Source organism: Methylosinus sp. PW1 (genome assembly GCF_000745215.1).
GTDB lineage: Bacteria > Pseudomonadota > Alphaproteobacteria > Rhizobiales > Beijerinckiaceae > Methylosinus.
Window position 1 is genome coordinate 98,148 of the sequence record NZ_JQNK01000010.1, and the last position, 18,004, is coordinate 116,151.

Consider the following 18,004-nt stretch of genomic DNA (forward strand, 5'->3'; position numbering starts at 1 on the left):
GATGGTCGGACGAGCGCCGGCGTCATCCACCTTCACCCGTCGGCAGGCGCTTGCGTTAACGGCGGGATTGGCGCTGTCGCCCGATTTCGTTGCGGCGAGCGGCCTCCAGCCCACGACCCTCCTCGTCACCCACGCTTCCGGCCTCGCGCATGAGGTCGGCGCAGGCCGTCCCGATCAGCCGCAGCGCCTTCGCGCCATCGCCGCCGCTCTCGAGGGCGACGCTTTCGCCGCGCTGCGCCGCGCCGAGGCGCCGGCCGCCTCGCGTGAGGCGATCCTCGCCGTTCACGCGCTCTCTCTGCTCGAGCGTCTCGAGAAAGCCGCGCCGCAAAGCGGGCTCGCGATGCTCGGCCCCGATATCGTCATGAGCGCGGGCTCGCTCGAGGCCGCGCTGCATGCCGCCGGCGGCGCGACCTTCGCCGTCGACGCGGTGTTGCGTAAGGCCGCCCGCAATGCTTTCGTCGCCATGCGGCCGCCCGGCCATCATGCGACGCGCGAGAGCGCCATGGGCTTCTGCTTCTTCAACAACGCCGCCATCGCGGCGCGCCACGCCATCGCCGCCCATGGCGTGGAGCGCATCGCCATCGTCGATTTCGACGTGCATCACGGCAATGGATTGCAGGAGATTTTCTGGGCGCAGAAAAACGTCCTCTATTGCTCCTCGCACCAGTCGCCGCATTATCCCTTCACCGGCGCCGCGAGCGAGCGCGGCGCCTATGACAACATCGTCAATGTCCCGCTCGCCAAAGGCTCCGGCGGCGAGCAATTCGCGCAAGCTTGGACGCAGGCGATTCTCCCGCGCCTCGACGATTTTGCGCCGGACATCCTCCTCATTTGCGCCGGTTTCGACGGGCATTTGCACGATCCTCTCGGCGGCTTGCGCCTGCAAAGACAGGACTTCGCCGAGCTTACGCTGCGCCTCGCAGAGATCGCCGCGCGCCGCTGTGACGGGCGCATCGTCTCATTGCTCGAGGGCGGCTATCGGCCGGACGACCTCGCCGCCTGCGTCGCCGCTCATGTCGGCGCGCTGATGGGGGCGTGAGAATTCCGTCCCCGCCCGGCGCGTGCGTGGGCGCACATCCGAAAGAAGCGAGATCATGGCATCTCTGCGCATAGAGACGCCGTGCAACAATTGCGATGGGAGAGGACAATGGACTTCGGCAGGAGCGAATGGAGCGAGGCTCGCGCGCATATGATCGGCAAGCGCGCGCTCATCGGTCTCACCCGCGTGACGCCGCACGGCAAGGTGCTGCGCCAAATGTTCGGCACGATCGCCGCGATCGACGGAACCGGCGTCCACATAGAGCTCGAGGGCAAGGACGCCGGCCGCAAGGTTCGCCTGCCGCCGGACCTCGGCCGCTTCCGCGTCGCCGGCCCCGGCGATTATCTTCTGTGGGAGACGGGCGAGATTCTCGCGGACCCGGATTTCGTCGGCGCCTTCACGGTCAACGAAGCGGCGTAGATCATCGCGTCCGCTCGACGACGCCGACGATCGGCCCCATGGGGCGGAAGCGATCGTGGCGCGCGAGCGTCGGCGCATAGAGCGCCGAGATCGAGCCGTCGAGGAAGAGCGCGTCTGGACATTTCAAACGCTCGCGAAAAAGCTGAGCGAAAGCATGAAATGTCACCGGCTGATTGGCGATGGCGAAGGCGACGACATGGCCGTCGCGCACGCCGACGCCATTGCGAATCTTCATCGACGTGCCGGTGTCGTGAATGCGCGGATTGATGCGTCCGCCGATGACGAGCATCGGCCCGGATTGCGTCGCATAGGCGGGATGCAGCCGCTCTTTCAGAAAGCGCTGCGTCTCGGCGACGCCGGCGCGCGCGCCCTCCACCCAGAAGATTCCATTGGGCTTCATATGGAAATTGCCGGCGCCGGAATTGGTGTTGGCGTTTTTCTCCACATGGCCGCCTTCGACATAGAGTCCGACAGGGCGGCGGCGCTCGTCATACATTCCCGCGTTCATCGCGAAGAGAAGCTTCTCGTTTCTTTGCGCGAGCGCGGCGTCGAGCGTCGAGAAGGAGCCATAGACCTCGTCTTTCGCATCGGCGAGGAAGAGGCGAATGGAATCGCTGCGCGTGTCGAAGACGCAGACAGTGTAGCTCGCGCCATCATCCTCAATGTCCTGGCAAGGATTGCGCGCCGCCGCGGCGGCGGGCGAGGCGAAGAGGAGGAGAGCGAGGCAGAGGAGGCGACGAAGCGGAATCATGCACCGATCATAGCATGACCGAGGCGCCGTCCGCAGCGTCAGCCGCGCGCATCGGGCGGCGTCGCCGCGCCGGGGCCGAGCGAGCGCTGCAAGATCACCGAATCCGTCCAGCGGCCGAATTTGAAGCCGACGCCGGAAAGATATCCGGCCTGCCGAAAGCCGATCGTCTCATGCAGTTTCAGCGACGCCTCATTGGAGGCGTCGACATAGCCGATCATCTGCCGAAAGCCCGCCGCCGCGCAGGAATCGACGAGCGCTTGCAGCAGCAGCCGGCCGACGCCGCGATGCAGATGGCGCGGATCGACATAGATCGAATGCTTGACGACGTAGCGATAGGCCGGCCGCTTGCGAAACGGCACGACATAGGCGTAGCCGAGGACGGCGCGCTCATGCTCGGCGACGAGATGCGGCAGCCGATGATTGCCCATATTCTTGCGTCGGCGCTTCAAATCCTCCTTCTGCGGCGGCTCGTAGAGCGGCGCCTCGGATGGATCGAGCCCTTTGCGCACATGCTGGAGATAGATCGCCAGCATGGCGTCGACATCCTCGTCACGCGAGGGGCACGACGATGGCCGCGCGTTCGGCGCTCGCTTCGATCATGCTCATTCCTGCACCACATAAGTGTAGAGCCGCATCTTCGCTTCGCCGTTCCACTGCTTGTAGAGGCCCTGTATCTCATAATCGAAGCCGGGGAAGAGATTGGCGCTGCGCTCGAACATGCGCAAATAGTCGAGCATGGGCCGCGCCTGCGCGCCCAGCCGCTCGCCCGGTACGATTGTCGCAATGCCCGGCGGATAGATGACGAAGAGCGTCGTCGCTATGCGGCCTTCGATCTCGTCGATCGGCAAGAAATCCACATCATTGCGCACGAGGCGGAGGTAGGCCTCGCGCGGCGTCATCGCCATTTCGGGGAGGTGCTCTTGCTGGAACTGCGCCTGCTGCAGAGCGCTGGCGTTCGCCTCCTTGAAGAAGCGATGCATGTCGGCGCAGAGATCGCGCAGCCGCACGCCCCTGTAGCGCGCGGCCCGGCGCGCGACAAATTCGGGAATGACATCCTGCAGCAGCGCATTGTCGTCATGCAGGCGCTTGAAGGCGACGAGCGAGGAAACGAGCGTTCCGGCCTTGCTGGATTCGACGCCCGGCGTCAGCAGGAAGAGCAGAGAGTTGAGGTCGTTCTTCTCCGGCACGATGCGGTTCTCGCGCAAATATTGCGCGACGATCGGCGCCGGTATTCCATGATCGGCATAGGCGCCGCTCTCGCGATCGAAGCCCGGCGTCAGCAGAGTGAGCTTGGCCGGATCGGTGATCGCGAAGCCCGGCGCCATATTGGAGAATCCATGCCAGCGCGCATCCGGCGCCAGCGCCCAGAAGTCGGGATTGCGCGCGAGCTGATCGGTGGAGACGCTCTCCCAGGGAACGCGATGCGCGCCGGATTCGCGCGCCGCGTCAGGTATCGACACCCAATCGGGCGCGAAAGGATCGAAGAACCAGCGCCGCGCCGGATCCTGCTCCTTGGCCTCGAACTCGCGCCGCACAGCGCGCAGCTTCTTGCGCAGCTCTATGCCGAGCCGAATCGTGTCGTCCCACAAGAGCTCGCCGGAGCGGCCTTTCATCATCTGCGCGCCGACATCCAGCGAGGCGAACAGCGGATAGAAGGGCGAGGTGGAGGCGTGCTGCATGAAGCCTTCGTTGAAGCGGCGATGTTCCACGCGCCGCCGCTGGCCCTTTATATGGCGATCGCGCACATGGATTTGCGAGGCCTGCGAGAAGCTGGCGAGCTGCTTGTGAGTCGATTGCGTCGCGACGATGCCGGGCGAGGCCTCGGTGAGATTCTTCAGCCCCATCGCATAGCGGCGCTCATAGAGCGGATGAAACTTCATGAAGCCGGCCCAGGCTTCGTCGAAGAGAATGTAATCGCACAAATGGCCGATCTTTTGGGCGATCCATTCGGCGTTGTGAATCGTGCCGTCATAAGTGCATTGCTCGACGACGGCGGCGCGGAATGGCCGCTCCTTGCGCCAGGCGTCCTTGTCCTTCACCAGCGGATTGGCGCGAATGCGCTCGCGCAATTTCTCCTCGTCGAAGGCCTCGTGATCGATCGGCCCGATGAGGCCATGCGCATTGCGCGTCGTCGGCAGAAAGATCGGCACGCCGCCGCCGAGCAGCAAGGCGCCATGATGCGCGGCCTTGTGATTATTGCGATCGAACAGCACGAGATCGCCCTCGGCGACCAGATTGGTGAGCACGACCTTATTGGAGGAGGATGTGCCGTTGAGCACGAAGTAAGTCTTCTCCGCGCCGAAGATTTCCGCCGCCGCCTTTTGCGCGGCGAGCGCCGGCCCTTCATGCGTCAACAGATCGCCGAGCTCGACGACGGAATTGTCGAGATCGTCGCGGAACACGGCCTCGCCCAAATGCTCCATGAAGATGCGGCCGATCGGGCTGCGGCTGTAGAAAATGCCGCCGTTATGGCCGGGGCAGGTCCATAGCTGATTGCCTTCCTCTGCGTAATCGACGAGCGCGCCGAAGAAGGGCGTCTTCAGCGTCTCCGCATATTGCTTCAGGCGCGAGACGAGATTTTTGGCGATGAACTCCGGCGTCTCCTCGGCGAGGAAGACATAGCCGTCGATGAAATCCAGCACCTCGACCGGAATATCCTCGAAACGCTTGCGGCGAATGAGCAGCACGATCGGCATTTCGAGGCCGCGCTTGCGCATGAGATCGATGAGCGAGGCGGTCTTGCCTTCGAGGCCCTTCTTGCCCCAATCGACGACGAGGCAGCCGATGGCGGCGTCGGTCTGCACGACGATCTCGGCGTCCTCCACGCGGCGCGCGCGCACGACTTGAAAGCCCATGCTCTCGATCGCCGCGATGATCTGATTGACGCGCAGCCCCTCGAGGTCATCGGCCTCGAAATTGGGCGCGGAGAAGAGGAATGTGAAGCGACGGGAGAAGTCCATTCAAATCGGCCTGTGGCGCTGGCGAGGAAGAAGAGGAGCCCCGCACTCACAGCCTTGTTCCATGACATAATCGTGACAGCGCGCGCCTGCCTGAAATTCCCGCATCCGCCGCACGCCGCCGAGACTTGCTGCCGAGACGACCGCGGCCTGAGCTATATAGCAGGTCTATATAGCGTGATGGGAAGGCGCTTCGGCCATGCGGATCGGCGTGTTCTGCACCTATGAGAACCCTGTTCGCGACTATAAGGCCTGCTTGGACGCGCAGACGTCTCGTGCGCCGCGCGGAGGAGGTCGGCTTCGAGGACGCGCTCGGCTCAGGGCGCGGCGTTCTCGGCGAGCAATCTCTGAATCGTCTCCAGCAGCCGCTCGACGTCGGCTGGCTTGCCGAGCTGCGCGCTGTTCTGCAGCGGGACGCGGATGGCGTCCTCATCCGCGGTGGCGCCGCTCAGCACGAGCGCGGGAAGGTCGCGATTGAGCAGCTCGCGCAGCCGCCGCACGACCAGCGGCCCCACCACGCCATTGGGCAGATGATAATCGATGATCACCATGTCCGGCCGGGCGCGGTCGCCGATGACGATCTTGGTCGCGGCGTCGCCGTCTGCGGCGGCCAGCACCTCATGGCCTTCTGCCGTCAGCAGCAGCTCGAGCGAGTCGAGCACATCGGCGTCGTCGTCGACGACCAGAATGACGCCCTTGCGCGACGGCCGCGCGCCGACGCCAAAGAGCGCGTCGCCGCAGCGTAGCGGTTCCGATCGCCCGTCGACGCCGCGCGAATCGTGGAGCGGCGTCTCGACCGCGCAGTGACGCGGCAGCCGAATGCGAAAGCATGTGCCGCGCAAATCATCCGATTCGAATTCGATCGCGCCGCCATGCGCCAGCACAATCTGCCGGCAGATGAACAGACCGAGGCCGAGACCACGCATGCGGTCGCTGCTGGCGAAGGGCTCGAACAGCGCGTCGCGCAGCGCGCTCGGCACGCCGCGTCCGCCATTGCAGACATGGATCACGACAAAGTCCGCCGCGCCGCCGTCGATCCGCAGCGAGACCGGCGCGCCGGGCGGGCTGTGCTCGACGGCGTTGCCGACGAGATTCGAAAGAAGCTGCAGAATGCGGTCGACGTCCCAGGCGCCGTCCATGTCGCCGTCGAAAGCGAGCCGCAACGTGCGCCCGCGTCCGCTGAACTCATCGGCGATCTGCTCGACGATGCGGCGGAAATTCGCCGCCGCGGGACGAATGGCGAGGCCGCCGCCCATTCTGATGCGCGTCAGATCGAGAATCTGCTCGATCATCCGCGTCATGCGGTCGCCGCTCTGGCGAATGAGCTGCAGCGCCTTGCGCAGATCATCGTCCTGCGCATTGCTCAGCGAGCGCTCCGCCGAGGTGAGTATGCTCTGCAGAGGATTGCGCAGATCATGCCCGAGAATGCCGACGAACATCTCGCGCGTGCGCTCCGCCTGCAGCAGCTGCTGGCGCTGGCGCTCCAGCGTCACGAAGACATCGACCTTGCTGCGTAGCACCTGCTCGTCGATCGGCTTGAACAGATAGTCGACGGCGCCGACCTCATATCCTTTGAACATGCGCGAGACGTCGGGCGAATGCGCGGTGACGAAGACGATCGGCACATAGCGCGTCTTCTCCACGCCGCGCATCAGCGTCGCCAGCTCGAATCCATCCATCTCTGGCATGTTCACATCGACGATGGCGAGCGCGATGCTGCGATCGAGGAGAATGTCGAGCGCGGCGCGGCCCGATTGCGCCGTGACGATGTCGAACTCGTCGCAACGCAGCAGCGCCTCCATCGCGATCAGATTCTCCGCGAAATCATCGACGATGAGAACGACCGGGAGCTTGGACGTGCGGCCCGAGTCGAAATCGGCCGTCGACGACCGCCGACGCCCGGACGGGTTCGAGGAGTTTTCGATGGCTCTCATCATTTCACCCGATAGATATGCTCGTCAGCAGAAAGAATCTCTAGAGAAGACGCATGACGCGAGAAGGCGAGCGATTCATTCGGCCCGAGGCCGATGAAGCCGCGCGCGCAGAGCGACTCGCGAAACAGGCCGATCGCGCGATCCTGCAGCGCTCGGTCGAAGTATATGAGCACGTTCCTGCAAGAGATGAGGTGCATTTCGGCGAAGGCGGCGTCGGTCGCGAGGCTGTGGTCGCAGAATAGGATGCGCTGCTTCAGAAAGGGCGCGATGGTCGCATAGGCGCCGCGCGCGACGAAATAGTCGGAGAGCGCCGCGCGCCCGCCGGAGTCGCGGTAATTCTCGGCGAAGCCGCCCATGCGGAAGAGCTCATAGGCGCCGGCTTGCGCGATCGCCATGCTCTCCTTGTCTATGTCGGTCGCATAGACGAGCGAGCGCTCGAGCAGCGCTTCCTCGTGTAGGAGAATGGCGATGGAATAGGCCTCCTCGCCGGTTCCGCAGCCCGCCACCCAGAAGCGCAGCGAAGGATAGGTGGCGAGATGCGGCGCGACCGTCTCACGCAGCCCGCGAAAATAGGCGGGATCGCGGAAGAGATCGCTCACCTGTATGGTGAGATGGCGCAGCGCTTCCGCGAATGCGTCCTCGTCGTGGACGATGCGATCCAGAAGGTCGGTGATCGTCGCGCATCGCAGCGCGATCTGCGCGCGCGCGACGCTGCGGCGCAGAGAGGAACGCGCATAGCCGCGAAAATCATGCTGATAGAGCCGGTATATTGCCTCCAGCAGGAGGTCCAGCTCGATCTCGGCTTTCTCATCGGAGTCGAGAAGGATCATTTCGGCATCCATACGCGGATCAATGACAAGAGCTTCTCGACGTCGATCGGCTTGGAGATATAATCATTGGCGCCGGCCGAAAGACATTGCGCGCGATCATCGGGCATGGCCTTGGCCGTGAGCGCGATGATCGGCAGAGCGGCCTTGTCCTCGCGGTCGCGGATCGCGCGCATGGCGGCGAGCCCATCCATCTCCGGCATCATCAGATCCATCAGCACGAGATCGATCGTCGGATCGCGATCGATGCGCTCCAGCGCCTCCCGGCCATTGCGGGCGATCTGCACCGTCACGCCCTCACGCTCGAGCACGGCCGTCAGCGAGAATATATTGCGCACATCGTCCTCGACCAGCAGAACACGGCGTCCGTCGAGAACGCTGTCGCGGCTGCGCGCGATCTCGAGCATATGCTGCTGCTCGGGCGACAGCTTCGATTCCGCCTGATGCAGGAAAAGAGTGGTCTCCTCTATGAGCCGCTCCGGCGAGCGCGCGCCTTTGATGATGATGGATTTCGACAGGCGCCGAAGCTTCTGCTCCTCGTCCATGCTGAGCGAGCGCGCGGTGTAGACGATCACCGGCGGCGCGACGCGCGTCTCGTCGCGGCTCATGCGATCCAAAAGCTCGAAGCCGCTGACGCCGGGCAGCATGAGGTCGAGCACCACGCAATCGAAGCGGCGCGCGTCGATCTCGCGCGAGGCGTCCTCCGCCGTCGCGACCGCGACGATCTCGACGCCGGCGGAGGATAAGAGCTCCATGAGCGCCATGCGCTGCACGCCCTCGTCCTCGACGATCAGGATCGACTTCTTGTCGCGATCGAGCTGCTCCTCCAGCAGGCGAAAGGCGGAGACGAGCTGCTCGCGCTTGGCCGGCTTCAATATGTATCCGGCGGCGCCCATCTCGCGCGCCACTTTCTGATAATCATGCACCGAGACCACATGAATCGGCGCATGGCGGATCGCAGGGTCGCGCTTCAGCAGCTCGAGCACGGTGAGGCCCGACTGGTCCGGCAGGCCGATGTCGAGCAGCAGCGCCTCTGGACGGAAGCGCCGCGCCAGCGTCAGCGCGTCGCCGGCGGAGCCCGCGACAATGCATTTGAAGCCGAGCTCGCGCGCGAGATCGCGCAATATCTCCGCAAAGGCGGGATCATCCTCGACGATCAGCGCCACGCGACGCGAATCCGCGATCACGTCACGATCATCCGATATCGGCGCCGGCGCGGGCGTCACAGGCGCCGGCGGGGGCTCCTCGCGTCGCATGGCGGGCGCGGCCGCGCCATCGGCGCGCAGCGGCAGCAGCAGCGAAAATGCGCTGCCCTGTCCCGGCGTGCTGCGCACGCTGAGCGCGCCGCCCAGCAGCTCGGCGAACTCGCGCGAGATGGAGAGGCCGAGGCCGGTGCCGCCGAACTTGCGGTTGATGCCGCCATTGGCTTGGCGAAACACCTGGAAAATCGTCTCCTGCTGATCCGTCGCTATGCCGATCCCCGTATCTTCGACGATGAAGGCGATGCGCTGCGCGCTCTCGCGCCGCACGATGAGGCGCACGCCGCCGCGCTCGGTGAACTTCACCGCATTGGCGAGGAGATTTGAGAGAATCTGCTGCAGGCGCTGGCGATCGGTCTCGATCATATCCGGCGCGCCGGGCTCGATGGCGACGGAGAATTGCAGCCGCCGCTCCGCCGCGAGCGGCTCGAAGCGGCGCTCGAGATCGGCGAGCAGCGGCGAGATCGCGATCGGCGCCATGTCGAGCTCGATCTTGCCGGCCTCTATCTTGGAGAGATCGAGAATATCATTGATGAGCGCGAGCAGATCATTGCCGGCCGAATAGATGCTCTGCGCATATTTGATCTGCTCGGGCGCGAGATTGCCGTCACGATTGTCGACGAGCAGCTTGGCGAGGATGAGCGAGCTGTTGAGCGGCGTGCGCAGCTCATGCGACATATTGGCGAGAAATTCCGATTTGTAGCGGCTGGTGCGCTCCAGCTCCGTGGCCTTTTGCCGCAGCGCCGTTTCGGTCGCCAGCAGATTTTCCTTCTGCAGCTCCAGCGCCCGCGTATGCTCCTCGAGAGTGTCGTTGACTTGGCGCAGCTCCTCCTGCTGCGCGGTGAGCTCCTCGCCTTGCGCGCGCGACTCCTCGAGCAATTGCTCTATGCGGCCGCGCGCCTCGGCGGAGCTGATTGCCTGTCCGACGCCGCTCGAGACGAAGTCGAGGATCGCGAGACGCCTCTCGCAAAAGGGCTGCAGCGCGCCGAGCTCGATGACGCCGCGCGTCTCGCCTTCGTGCAGCAGCGGAAAGATCAGCAGATGGCGGGGCGGCGTCTGCCCGAGCCCCCAATGAATGGCGAGCCCATCCTCGGGAATGTCGGTCACGATGATGCGGCGCTTGTCGAGCGCGACCTGTCCCACCAGCCCCTCGCCGAGCCGCCAATGATCGCGCATGCCGGAGGCGGCGGCATAGGCGCCGGCGAGCCGCAGCGTCGCGCCGCCATCTTCGGCGACATATTGCGCGCCGACCTGCGCGCTCAAGGCGCGGCACAGCAGAGCGAGCACGCGCTGCGCCAGCTCGCGCATCGTCGGATTGCCGCTCATCGCCTGGGCCAGCGCGGTCTCCTGCTCGGCGAGCCACATTTGCCGGTCATTGCGCTCGGCGGCCTCGCGCAGCGCGCGCGTCATCGCCTGCAGCGATTTGCCGAGCTGATCCTTGTCGCTGCGCGGCGAAGGCTGCGCGGAATAATCGCCGCCGGCGATCGTCTCCATCTCGCGGGCGACTCCGCGCAGGCTGTCGACGAGATCATTGAGCGACAGGCCGAGAATGTCGCCCGGCCCGGCGAGATCGATATGGCGCTCGAGATCGCCCTCCGTCACCGCGCGCATGACGCTGGCGACATGATGCAGGCGCTCGCGATGATCCTCGAGATTTTGCGCGGTGAGCGCGCCATAGGTGTCGACCACGACGGCCGAGTCGAAGGCGATCAGCTTGCGCACGGAGAGAGCGGCGGTCGCGCGCGCGCGCAGCCGCTCGTCGTTCTCGATCGCGCGGCGCAGCCAGGCGGAGACGAATTCCATGGCCAGAAGATAGATGAGCAGGCCGAGCTCGATGCGCGCATGCGTGCGTCCGATGACGCGGCGGCGCTCGACATAGGCGTCGTCGACATTGGCGGCGAGAAAATCGGTCCAATATTCGTTCTGCTGCGCCTTCACGCGCTGCAGCATGCGCGGATCGGCGAAAAAGCGCGCGAAATCGGAGAAGCCGCGGAGCCAAGCGTAAAAATCCTCGATCAGCTCCGGCACGCGCGCCGAGAGCGTCTCGCCGACGAAGCGGACATCCGCGAAGGTGGACTCGTCGAGCCCATGCGAGGCGCGCAGCGAGTCGTGATCCACGAGAAAGGCGGCGCTGGTCTCGCCCGGCGACATCAGCGTTCCCCTCGTGCGGAGGCGCCGGCAGAGGCGCGCCAGAGTCTTTCGAGATCGTCGCGCATCGGCAGGGTCCGCAGGGGTTGATACAGGGTCAATGTCTCAAAAGAATGGGCCGAGCGAACGCCGAGGCGGCCGCGCGGGAACGATTGGTATAAATGTGACGTGGCGCCGTCAATAGGCCGGCGCGGCGCGTCTTTCCCCGGCGGAGAACGGGTCGACCGCTGCATCATAGAATGAATTCTATGACATTTCGGGAAAAATGCCCGAATTTTTTAGACGATTGTCCCTCGACAGCGCGGGCCGCAAAGGCGAAAGTTCAGGGCCGCCGCGCAATCGCCGGTATTGGACCAATCGCATGAATCCGATGGAACCGCTTCGCTTTCTCTCCCCCGACCGCGCCTTCGATGCGGGCGCGCGGCTCGGCGAGATCAGGACATTCTTGCAAGAGCGTCTCATCGGCGCCGATGCGCTGGTCGAGCGCCTGCTGATCGGCCTCGTCGCTGACGGCCATGTGCTGCTCGAGGGCGCGCCCGGCCTCGCCAAGACGCGGGCGGTCAAGCTGCTCGCCGGCGCGTCCAATCTCACCTTCGCGCGCATTCAATGCACGCCCGATCTCATGCCCGCGGACATCACCGGCACATCGATCTGGCGTCAGGACAAGAGCGTCTTCGAATTTTCCGCGGGGCCGATCTTTCATTCGCTGCTGCTCGTCGACGAGATCAATCGCGCGCCGCCCAAGGTGCAATCGGCGCTGCTCGAGGCCATGGCCGAGCGTCAGGCGACCATCGCCGGCGCGACCCATGCGCTGCCCGATCCTTTCATGACCGTGGCGACGCAGAACCCGATAGAGCATGAAGGCACGTTTCCGCTGCCGGAGGCGCAGCTCGATCGCTTCATGCTGCATGTGGAGCTGGCGCTGCCGGACGCCGTGACGGAGCGGCGCATTCTCGATCTCGTCGAGCGCGAGGATCAGGGCGTCGCGGCCGCGCCGCCCGCGGCGCTGCAGCCGGAGGAGATCGCCGCCGCGCGCCATGCGGCGCGATCGGTCTTTCTCTCCGCCGCGATCAAGGATTATATCGTGAGACTCGTCACCGCGCCGCGCGATGCGAGCGTCGCGCCGGAGCTGGCGGCGAAGATCGCGCATCCGTCCTCGCCGCGCGGCACGCTGGCGCTCGCCGCCGCCGCCAAGGCGCGCGCCTTTCTCGAGGGGCGCGATTATGTCGCGCCGCAGGATGTGAGCGCGCTCGCGGTGGACGTTCTCTCCCATCGCACCATTCTCGGCTGGCGCGCGCTCGCCGAGGGGGAGACTCCGCGCGACGTCATTCGCGCCTATCTCGATGCGGTTCCCCCTGCATGAGCGCGTCGGAAGCGCTCGTCCCCGGCGTCGATCTCGATGTCGAATCCTTGATGCGTCTGCGGCTGCTGTCGGCGCGAAGCGGCGCGCGCCGAGCCGCGGCCGCTGCGCCGCTCGGTGGCGTGGCGCGGCGCCGACGTGGACGCGGCGCCGAGACCTATGACGTTCGCCCATGGTCGGACGGCGACGATATGCGCAGCCTCGATCGCAATGTCACCGCCCGCACCGGCGCGCCGCATGTGCGCACCTTTCATGACGAGCGCGAGCGCTCCGTGCTCTTTGTCGTCGATTTTCGTGCGCCCATGCTGTTCGGCACGCGGCGGGCTTTTCGCTCGGTCGCCGCGGCGGAGGCCGCTGTCGCCTCCGCCTGGCGCGTCATCGACTCACAGGGCCGCGTCGGTCTCGCGGCGATCGGCTCGACGGGCGCGCGCTGCTTCGGCTGGGCGGTGGGCGCGCGCAGCTTTCCGCCTCTGCTCGTCGCGCTCGCCGAGGCGCATCGCATAGCGCTCGCGGAAGGAGCGGAAGCCGCCGAGCCGCCGCTCGCCGCGGCGCTGGAAGAAATGGAGAGCGTCGGCGGAACATCGGCGCTCACGCTCGCCAGCGCGCTGGATTCTCCGGGCGAAGCTTTCGACGCGATTGCGACGCGCATCGCGCGTCGGCGCGATCTCAGCGTGCTGCTCGTCGCCGATCGATTCGAGCTGGCGCCTTCGCCGGGCCTCTATCCGTTTCGCACGCGCATGGAAGAAGGCCTGCTGCGCATCGCGCATGGCGCGCGGACGGCGCCCGACGAGCGGCTGGCGCGCCTGCGCCGGCTCGGCGCGCGCGCGCTCGGGATCGACGCCGGGCTCGACGCGGAGACGATCGCGCCTCTTCTCGAGCGTTTCGACATGGAGTGGTTCGATGGCCGATCCTTCTGATCTGCTCCAGCAATTGCGGCCGCTGCGCGCGCCGCCGCCGGACGGAGCGGCCGATATTCTGCTCATGGCGCTCATCGGCTGCGGCGCCGGCGCTCTGCTGACGCTCGCTATTCTGTTCTGGCGCGCGCGCCGTCGTCCTCTGCGACGCGCCGCGCTTTCCGCGCTGGCGTCGGCGCGCGCATTGCCGGCGGCGGAACGGCTCGCCGCGCAGGCGAGAATGCTGCGCGATCTCGTCGGCGCGCTCGAGGGCGGCGTCGCGCATACGCATGGCGACTCCTGGCTGACTCGGCTCGACGCGATCTTCGCGACGACTCTGTTCAGCGAAGGCGAGGGGCGCGCTTTCGGCGATGCGCTCTATCGTCCGCGCGTCGATGATCCGAGCGAGAGGCTCGATCGCGCTTTGCAAAAATTGCTGTCGAGGCTCGACCGATGAACGGCCTCGAATTGGCGACGCCTCTCGCGCTCGCGCTCTTGCCGGCGCCTCTGCTGCTGCGTGCGCTGCGCGGGCGCGCAGCGGCCGGCGGATTGCCCTTACCGGAGACCATTCGTCATCGGCTCGGCGCCGACGCCGCAACCGGCGGCCTGCGTTTTTCCTGGCGCGTCATCGTCTCGACGCTCGCCTGGATCGGACTGGTGATCGCGCTCGCCGGGCCGCGCGTCGCCGGCGCCGTCGCGGCGCTGCCGGCGACCGGGCGCGACATCATGCTGGCGCTCGATCTCTCCGGCAGCATGACGAAGACGGATTTCGAGCTGGGCGGCGTCGCCGCCAGCCGACTCGCCGTGCTGAAACATTTCGGCGTGGAGCTGATCCGCCGTCGCGCCGGCGATCGCATCGGCCTCGTCGTCTTCGCCGAGACGGCTTTCGCCGCGGCTCCGCTGAGCTTCGATCTGCGCGTGGTGAGCGCGACGCTCGAGGAAATGGAGATCGGCCTCGTCGGCCGCTCCACTGCGATCGGCGAAGGGCTCGGCCTCGCGCTGAAGCGTCTGTCCGATTCCGCCGCGCCGTCGCGTCTCGTGATTCTGCTCTCCGACGGCGCCAATAACGCCGGCGTCAGCGAGCCCGGCGCTGTCGCCGAGCTGGCGCGCGACATGGGCGTGAAAATCTTCACCATCGGCCTCGGCGTGAGTGACACGCTCGCCAATCCCGACGATACCGATGCGGTGGATTTCGTCGCTCTGCAACGCATTGCGGAGATCGGCGGCGGCGCGGCGTTTCGCGCGCGCACCGGCGCCGAGCTCGACGCCGCGACGCGCGCCATAGAGGAGCTCATCGCCGGCCCGACGCCGGCGCCGCCGACGATCATCTTTCATGAGCTGTGGATTTATCCGGGCGCGCTCGCTTTCTTGGCGGCGGCGGCGCTCGCGCTCGCGACGAGAGAGAGTCGATGATCGAGATCGGCGATTTCGCTCTGCTGCGTCCGCTGTGGCTGCTGGCTCCGCCGGCGCTGGCCTTGCTCGTCGCCATGACGCGGCGGCGCGATTCGCTCGGCGATTGGCGCCGCATCGTCGATCCGGCGCTGCTCGCCATCATGCTGCGCCGAAGCGCGAGCGCCGGCGCTTCTCGCAGCGACGCGCCGCTGTTTTTCAGCGTCGCGCTCATCGCGCTCGCGCTCTGCGGGCCGGCGATGAAAATGCGCGGCGCCGAGCAGTTCCGCAATCTCGACGCCACTTTGATCCTGCTCGACGTGTCGCGCGCCGAGCGTTTGGGGCAGGCGGTCGCGGCGGCGCAATTTCTGCTCGAGCGCTCGGGCGCGCGGCAGATCGGCCTCGCTCTCTACGCCGGCGACGCCTATCTCGCGAGCCCGCTGACCGATGACGCGAAATCGCTCGAATCTCTGCTCTTCGCCATAGACGAGCGAACCGTGCCCGATGGCGGAACCAAGCCGGATCGCGCGCTCGCATTCGCCCGGCGCCTGCTGCGCGAAGCGGAGATCGCAGCGGCGGATATCGCCATTATCTCGGATGGAGAGGGGCTCGATCCACGCGCGGAGCGTCTCGCCGCCGCGCTCGCGCGCGAAGGACGCCATGTGCATAGTCTCTTCGTCTCGGCGCGCGGCGGCGTCGATGCGCTCGAGCCCGCGCGTCGCGCCGCAATGGCGTCGCTCGCAGCCGCCGGAAGTGGGCGCGCAGGCGACGCGGCCGATCCCGCCGAGATCGCGCGCGCGATCGAAGCGCGCGGCGTCGCACATATCGCGGAAGGCGAGCTGCGCGCGCTGGAATGGCGCGACTATGGACGCTTTATCCTATTGCTCGCGGCGGCGCCGCTGCTGCTCGCGTTGCCGGGGAGGGGCGCATGATCTCGCGTCATCGCATGAGAGGCGAGCCTGAAGGCTCGCGCTCCATTGCGGGCCTCGGACCGCGAGCCTTCAGGCTCGCCCTTATTCTCCTCATCCTGTCGCTCGTGAGCGCATTATGGACTCTCGGACCGCAGCTCGGCGGACGCGCATTGCTGGCGCTCGGATTTCCATCCTTTGCCGCGCGAGTCTTCGCCGATCCCGTCTGGAAGGGCGCCGCCTTCTATGCGGCCGGCCGCTGGGAGGAGGCCGCCGCCGCTTTCGCGCGCGATAGCGACAGTCTCTATGATCTCGGCAATGCGCTGGCGCTCGCCGGTCGTTACCGGGAGGCGGTCGCCTCCTATGATCGCACGCTGCGCGCCGATCCGGACGATGAGGACGCGGCCTATAATAAAACTCTGCTGCTCGGTCTGCTCGAGCGTGAGAGCGCCGGCGGCGACGCCAAGGCCAATTCGGCCGCGACCGGCCAGCAGCGCGCGCTCGGCAGTCTCGACGACGACAAAGGCGGCGGCGGGGAGGGCGCGGCGGGCGAGCGCGAGACCAGCTCGCGGCCCGGCGATCGCGGCGGCGCCAAAGCCTCCAAGCAGGGCAAGGGCCAGGAGGAGACGAAGGAGAGCGGCGCCGGCGCGACCGGCGCGGTCGGAGCCTCGGAGGGCGCGGGCCGCACTGGCGGGCAGAGGATCGACGTCGCCGCTCTGCTGCATGAGCGCGACCGCCGCGTGCGCCGGCGGCTCGAGGCGCGCGCCATTCACGCCAGCGCCGATTGGCTGCAGAGCCTCGACGACGATCCCGGCCGTTTCCTGAAGCTGCGCATCGCCGCCGAGAAGGCGCGCCGCTTGCGCGCCGGCGGCGGCGCGCTGGAGGAGGATGATTGATGTCGCGCCGGCTCGCGCTTCTTCTGCTCTTCTTGCTGCAACCTCTCGCGCAGGCGCTGGCGCAGGAGGAGCCGCCCTTCGGCCGCGTCGAGCTCCGCGTCGAAGCGCCATCCGAGACGCCTTATGTCGGCGAGCCGCTGCGGCTGGTGATCCGTTCCGCCATACGCGGCCGCGTGCTGCTGGATCATATCATCCAGCCTTCGCTGCTCGATTTCGACTGGCAGCAGTTCGGCGTCGACTCCTCCAGCGAGGAGATGATCGACGGCTTTTGGACGCCGGTGGTCGAGCGCGTGCTGATGATCTATCCGCTGCGCGCCGGACGGCTCACCATTCCGCCCTTCAAGCGCCGCATCGCCTATCGCATCGACGAGAGCGGCAGGGTGGAGGCCGAATTCGTCTCCGCGCCTCTCCAGATAGAAGCGCGCGCCCGCGACGGGCTGGTTCCGCCGGGCGAGAGCTTTCTGCCGGCGCGGAGCCTGCGCATCACCGACGTCTGGGACATTGAGCCGGACAAGATTCCCTTCGGCGAGACGGCGCGGCGCACCGTCACTGTGGAGGCCGAGGGCGTCACCGCCGATCGCCTGCCGCCGCTGCCCAATTTCCGCGCGCCGGGAATCATCACTTTCGCCGCGCCGGTGGAGCGGCAAACGATCGTGACCGATCAGGGGCCGGTCGCTCATGCGGTCTATCGCTGGAACGTGCGGCCCGTGTCCGCGGTCTCGGCCTATGCGCCGGCGATCCGCATCGCCTGGTTCGATGTCGCGACGCGGCGGATGCGCGAGGCCGTCGCGCCCGAGCGGCGCATCGCTTTCGGCGACGCGCCGCGCGAGCATGCGGCCGCTAGGCTGCGCGAGAGTCCGGGCCTCGCGGCGCCGCAGCCGATCATCGCCGCGCTGGCGAGCTTCGTCGCTAGCGCGGCTCTCGTCTGTCTCATCGCCGCCATGCGGGGGCGGATCGGCGCGCGGCGGCCAGCGGCGTTCGCCGCTCTGAAGCGAGCCGCTCGCGCCGCTGACGCCATCGCCTTTCGCCATGCCGCGGGCCGATTGGCGGAGGCCGACCGCAAAGCCTGGGCGAGGATCGCCGCGCGCGAGGACATAGGCGCGCAGCTGGCCGCGCTGGACGCTTCGCTCTATGGGCGCGAGCCGCAGGCCGCTCCGGCGCTCGCGCCGCTGGCGCGCGCCATCGTCGCCGCCTGGGCGCCGAGCGGCGGCGAATAGTCGGCA

Annotated in this window: 15 protein-coding genes; 9 read left to right on the forward strand and 6 right to left on the reverse strand. The window is 66.8% G+C overall.

Translation table 11 applies throughout. The features are described 5' to 3' along the window. Window position 1 precedes the first annotated feature (1 nt). On the forward strand, window positions 2-1,039 hold the full coding sequence (locus K369_RS23825) for a histone deacetylase family protein (protein WP_036296751.1): 1,038 nt from the start codon (window positions 2-4) through the stop codon (window positions 1,037-1,039). A gap of 108 nt (window positions 1,040-1,147) precedes the next feature. Next, entirely contained in the window at window positions 1,148-1,459 is a 312-nt protein-coding gene (locus tag K369_RS23830) for a hypothetical protein (protein WP_018264242.1), read from the forward strand. Window position 1,460: 1 nt separating this feature from the next. Here K369_RS23830 and K369_RS23835 read toward each other — a convergent pair whose 3' ends face one another. From K369_RS23835 to K369_RS23860, 6 genes are all read right to left on the reverse strand, one after another. Beyond that, the gene (locus K369_RS23835; protein WP_036296754.1) at window positions 1,461-2,210 is read right to left on the reverse strand and encodes a phosphodiester glycosidase family protein; all 750 of its coding nucleotides are present in this window, start codon (window positions 2,208-2,210) and stop codon (window positions 1,461-1,463) included. A gap of 38 nt (window positions 2,211-2,248) precedes the next feature. Next, window positions 2,249-2,743, reverse strand: coding sequence for a GNAT family N-acetyltransferase (locus K369_RS23840; protein ID WP_051949587.1), 495 nt, complete (start codon window positions 2,741-2,743; stop codon window positions 2,249-2,251). 69 nt (window positions 2,744-2,812) lie between these two features. After that, window positions 2,813-5,170: an Orn/Lys/Arg decarboxylase N-terminal domain-containing protein gene (locus K369_RS23845; protein WP_036296757.1), complete on the reverse strand. Its 2,358-nt coding sequence runs from the start codon at window positions 5,168-5,170 to the stop codon at window positions 2,813-2,815. Window positions 5,171-5,484: 314 nt separating this feature from the next. After that, window positions 5,485-7,101, reverse strand: coding sequence for a response regulator (locus tag K369_RS25020; RefSeq protein ID WP_245278310.1), 1,617 nt, complete (start codon window positions 7,099-7,101; stop codon window positions 5,485-5,487). Next, window positions 7,101-7,931: a protein-glutamate O-methyltransferase CheR gene (locus K369_RS23855; protein WP_036296911.1), complete on the reverse strand. Its 831-nt coding sequence runs from the start codon at window positions 7,929-7,931 to the stop codon at window positions 7,101-7,103. The genes K369_RS25020 and K369_RS23855 overlap by 1 nt, the downstream gene beginning before the upstream one ends. After that, window positions 7,928-11,338 (reverse strand): response regulator, encoded by a 3,411-nt coding sequence (locus tag K369_RS23860; RefSeq protein ID WP_036296760.1) that lies wholly within the window; start codon window positions 11,336-11,338, stop codon window positions 7,928-7,930. Before K369_RS23860 ends, K369_RS23855 begins: the two co-directional genes overlap by 4 nt. 367 nt (window positions 11,339-11,705) lie before the next feature. Between K369_RS23860 and K369_RS23865 the strand changes: the two genes are divergently transcribed. The 7 genes from K369_RS23865 to K369_RS23895 are packed head-to-tail and all read left to right on the forward strand — an operon-like array spanning window position 11,706 to window position 17,998. Continuing rightward, window positions 11,706-12,698 (forward strand): MoxR family ATPase, encoded by a 993-nt coding sequence (locus K369_RS23865; RefSeq protein WP_036296914.1) that lies wholly within the window; start codon window positions 11,706-11,708, stop codon window positions 12,696-12,698. Next, window positions 12,695-13,612, forward strand: a complete 918-nt coding sequence (locus K369_RS23870) for a DUF58 domain-containing protein (protein ID WP_036296763.1) — start codon at window positions 12,695-12,697, stop codon at window positions 13,610-13,612. The genes K369_RS23865 and K369_RS23870 overlap by 4 nt, the downstream gene beginning before the upstream one ends. Continuing rightward, window positions 13,596-14,045 (forward strand): DUF4381 family protein, encoded by a 450-nt coding sequence (locus K369_RS23875; protein ID WP_036296766.1) that lies wholly within the window; start codon window positions 13,596-13,598, stop codon window positions 14,043-14,045. Before K369_RS23870 ends, K369_RS23875 begins: the two co-directional genes overlap by 17 nt. After that, on the forward strand, window positions 14,042-15,001 hold the full coding sequence (locus tag K369_RS23880) for a VWA domain-containing protein (RefSeq protein WP_036296768.1): 960 nt from the start codon (window positions 14,042-14,044) through the stop codon (window positions 14,999-15,001). The genes K369_RS23875 and K369_RS23880 overlap by 4 nt, the downstream gene beginning before the upstream one ends. Continuing rightward, the gene (locus tag K369_RS23885) at window positions 14,998-15,909 is read left to right on the forward strand and encodes a VWA domain-containing protein (RefSeq protein WP_036296771.1); all 912 of its coding nucleotides are present in this window, start codon (window positions 14,998-15,000) and stop codon (window positions 15,907-15,909) included. The genes K369_RS23880 and K369_RS23885 overlap by 4 nt, the downstream gene beginning before the upstream one ends. Further along, a complete protein-coding gene (locus K369_RS23890; RefSeq protein ID WP_051949590.1) occupies window positions 15,906-16,781 on the forward strand; it encodes a tetratricopeptide repeat protein in 876 nt (291 codons plus the stop codon). The genes K369_RS23885 and K369_RS23890 overlap by 4 nt, the downstream gene beginning before the upstream one ends. Further along, window positions 16,781-17,998, forward strand: coding sequence for a BatD family protein (locus tag K369_RS23895; protein ID WP_051949591.1), 1,218 nt, complete (start codon window positions 16,781-16,783; stop codon window positions 17,996-17,998). The genes K369_RS23890 and K369_RS23895 overlap by 1 nt, the downstream gene beginning before the upstream one ends. Window positions 17,999-18,004: the final 6 nt, after the last annotated feature.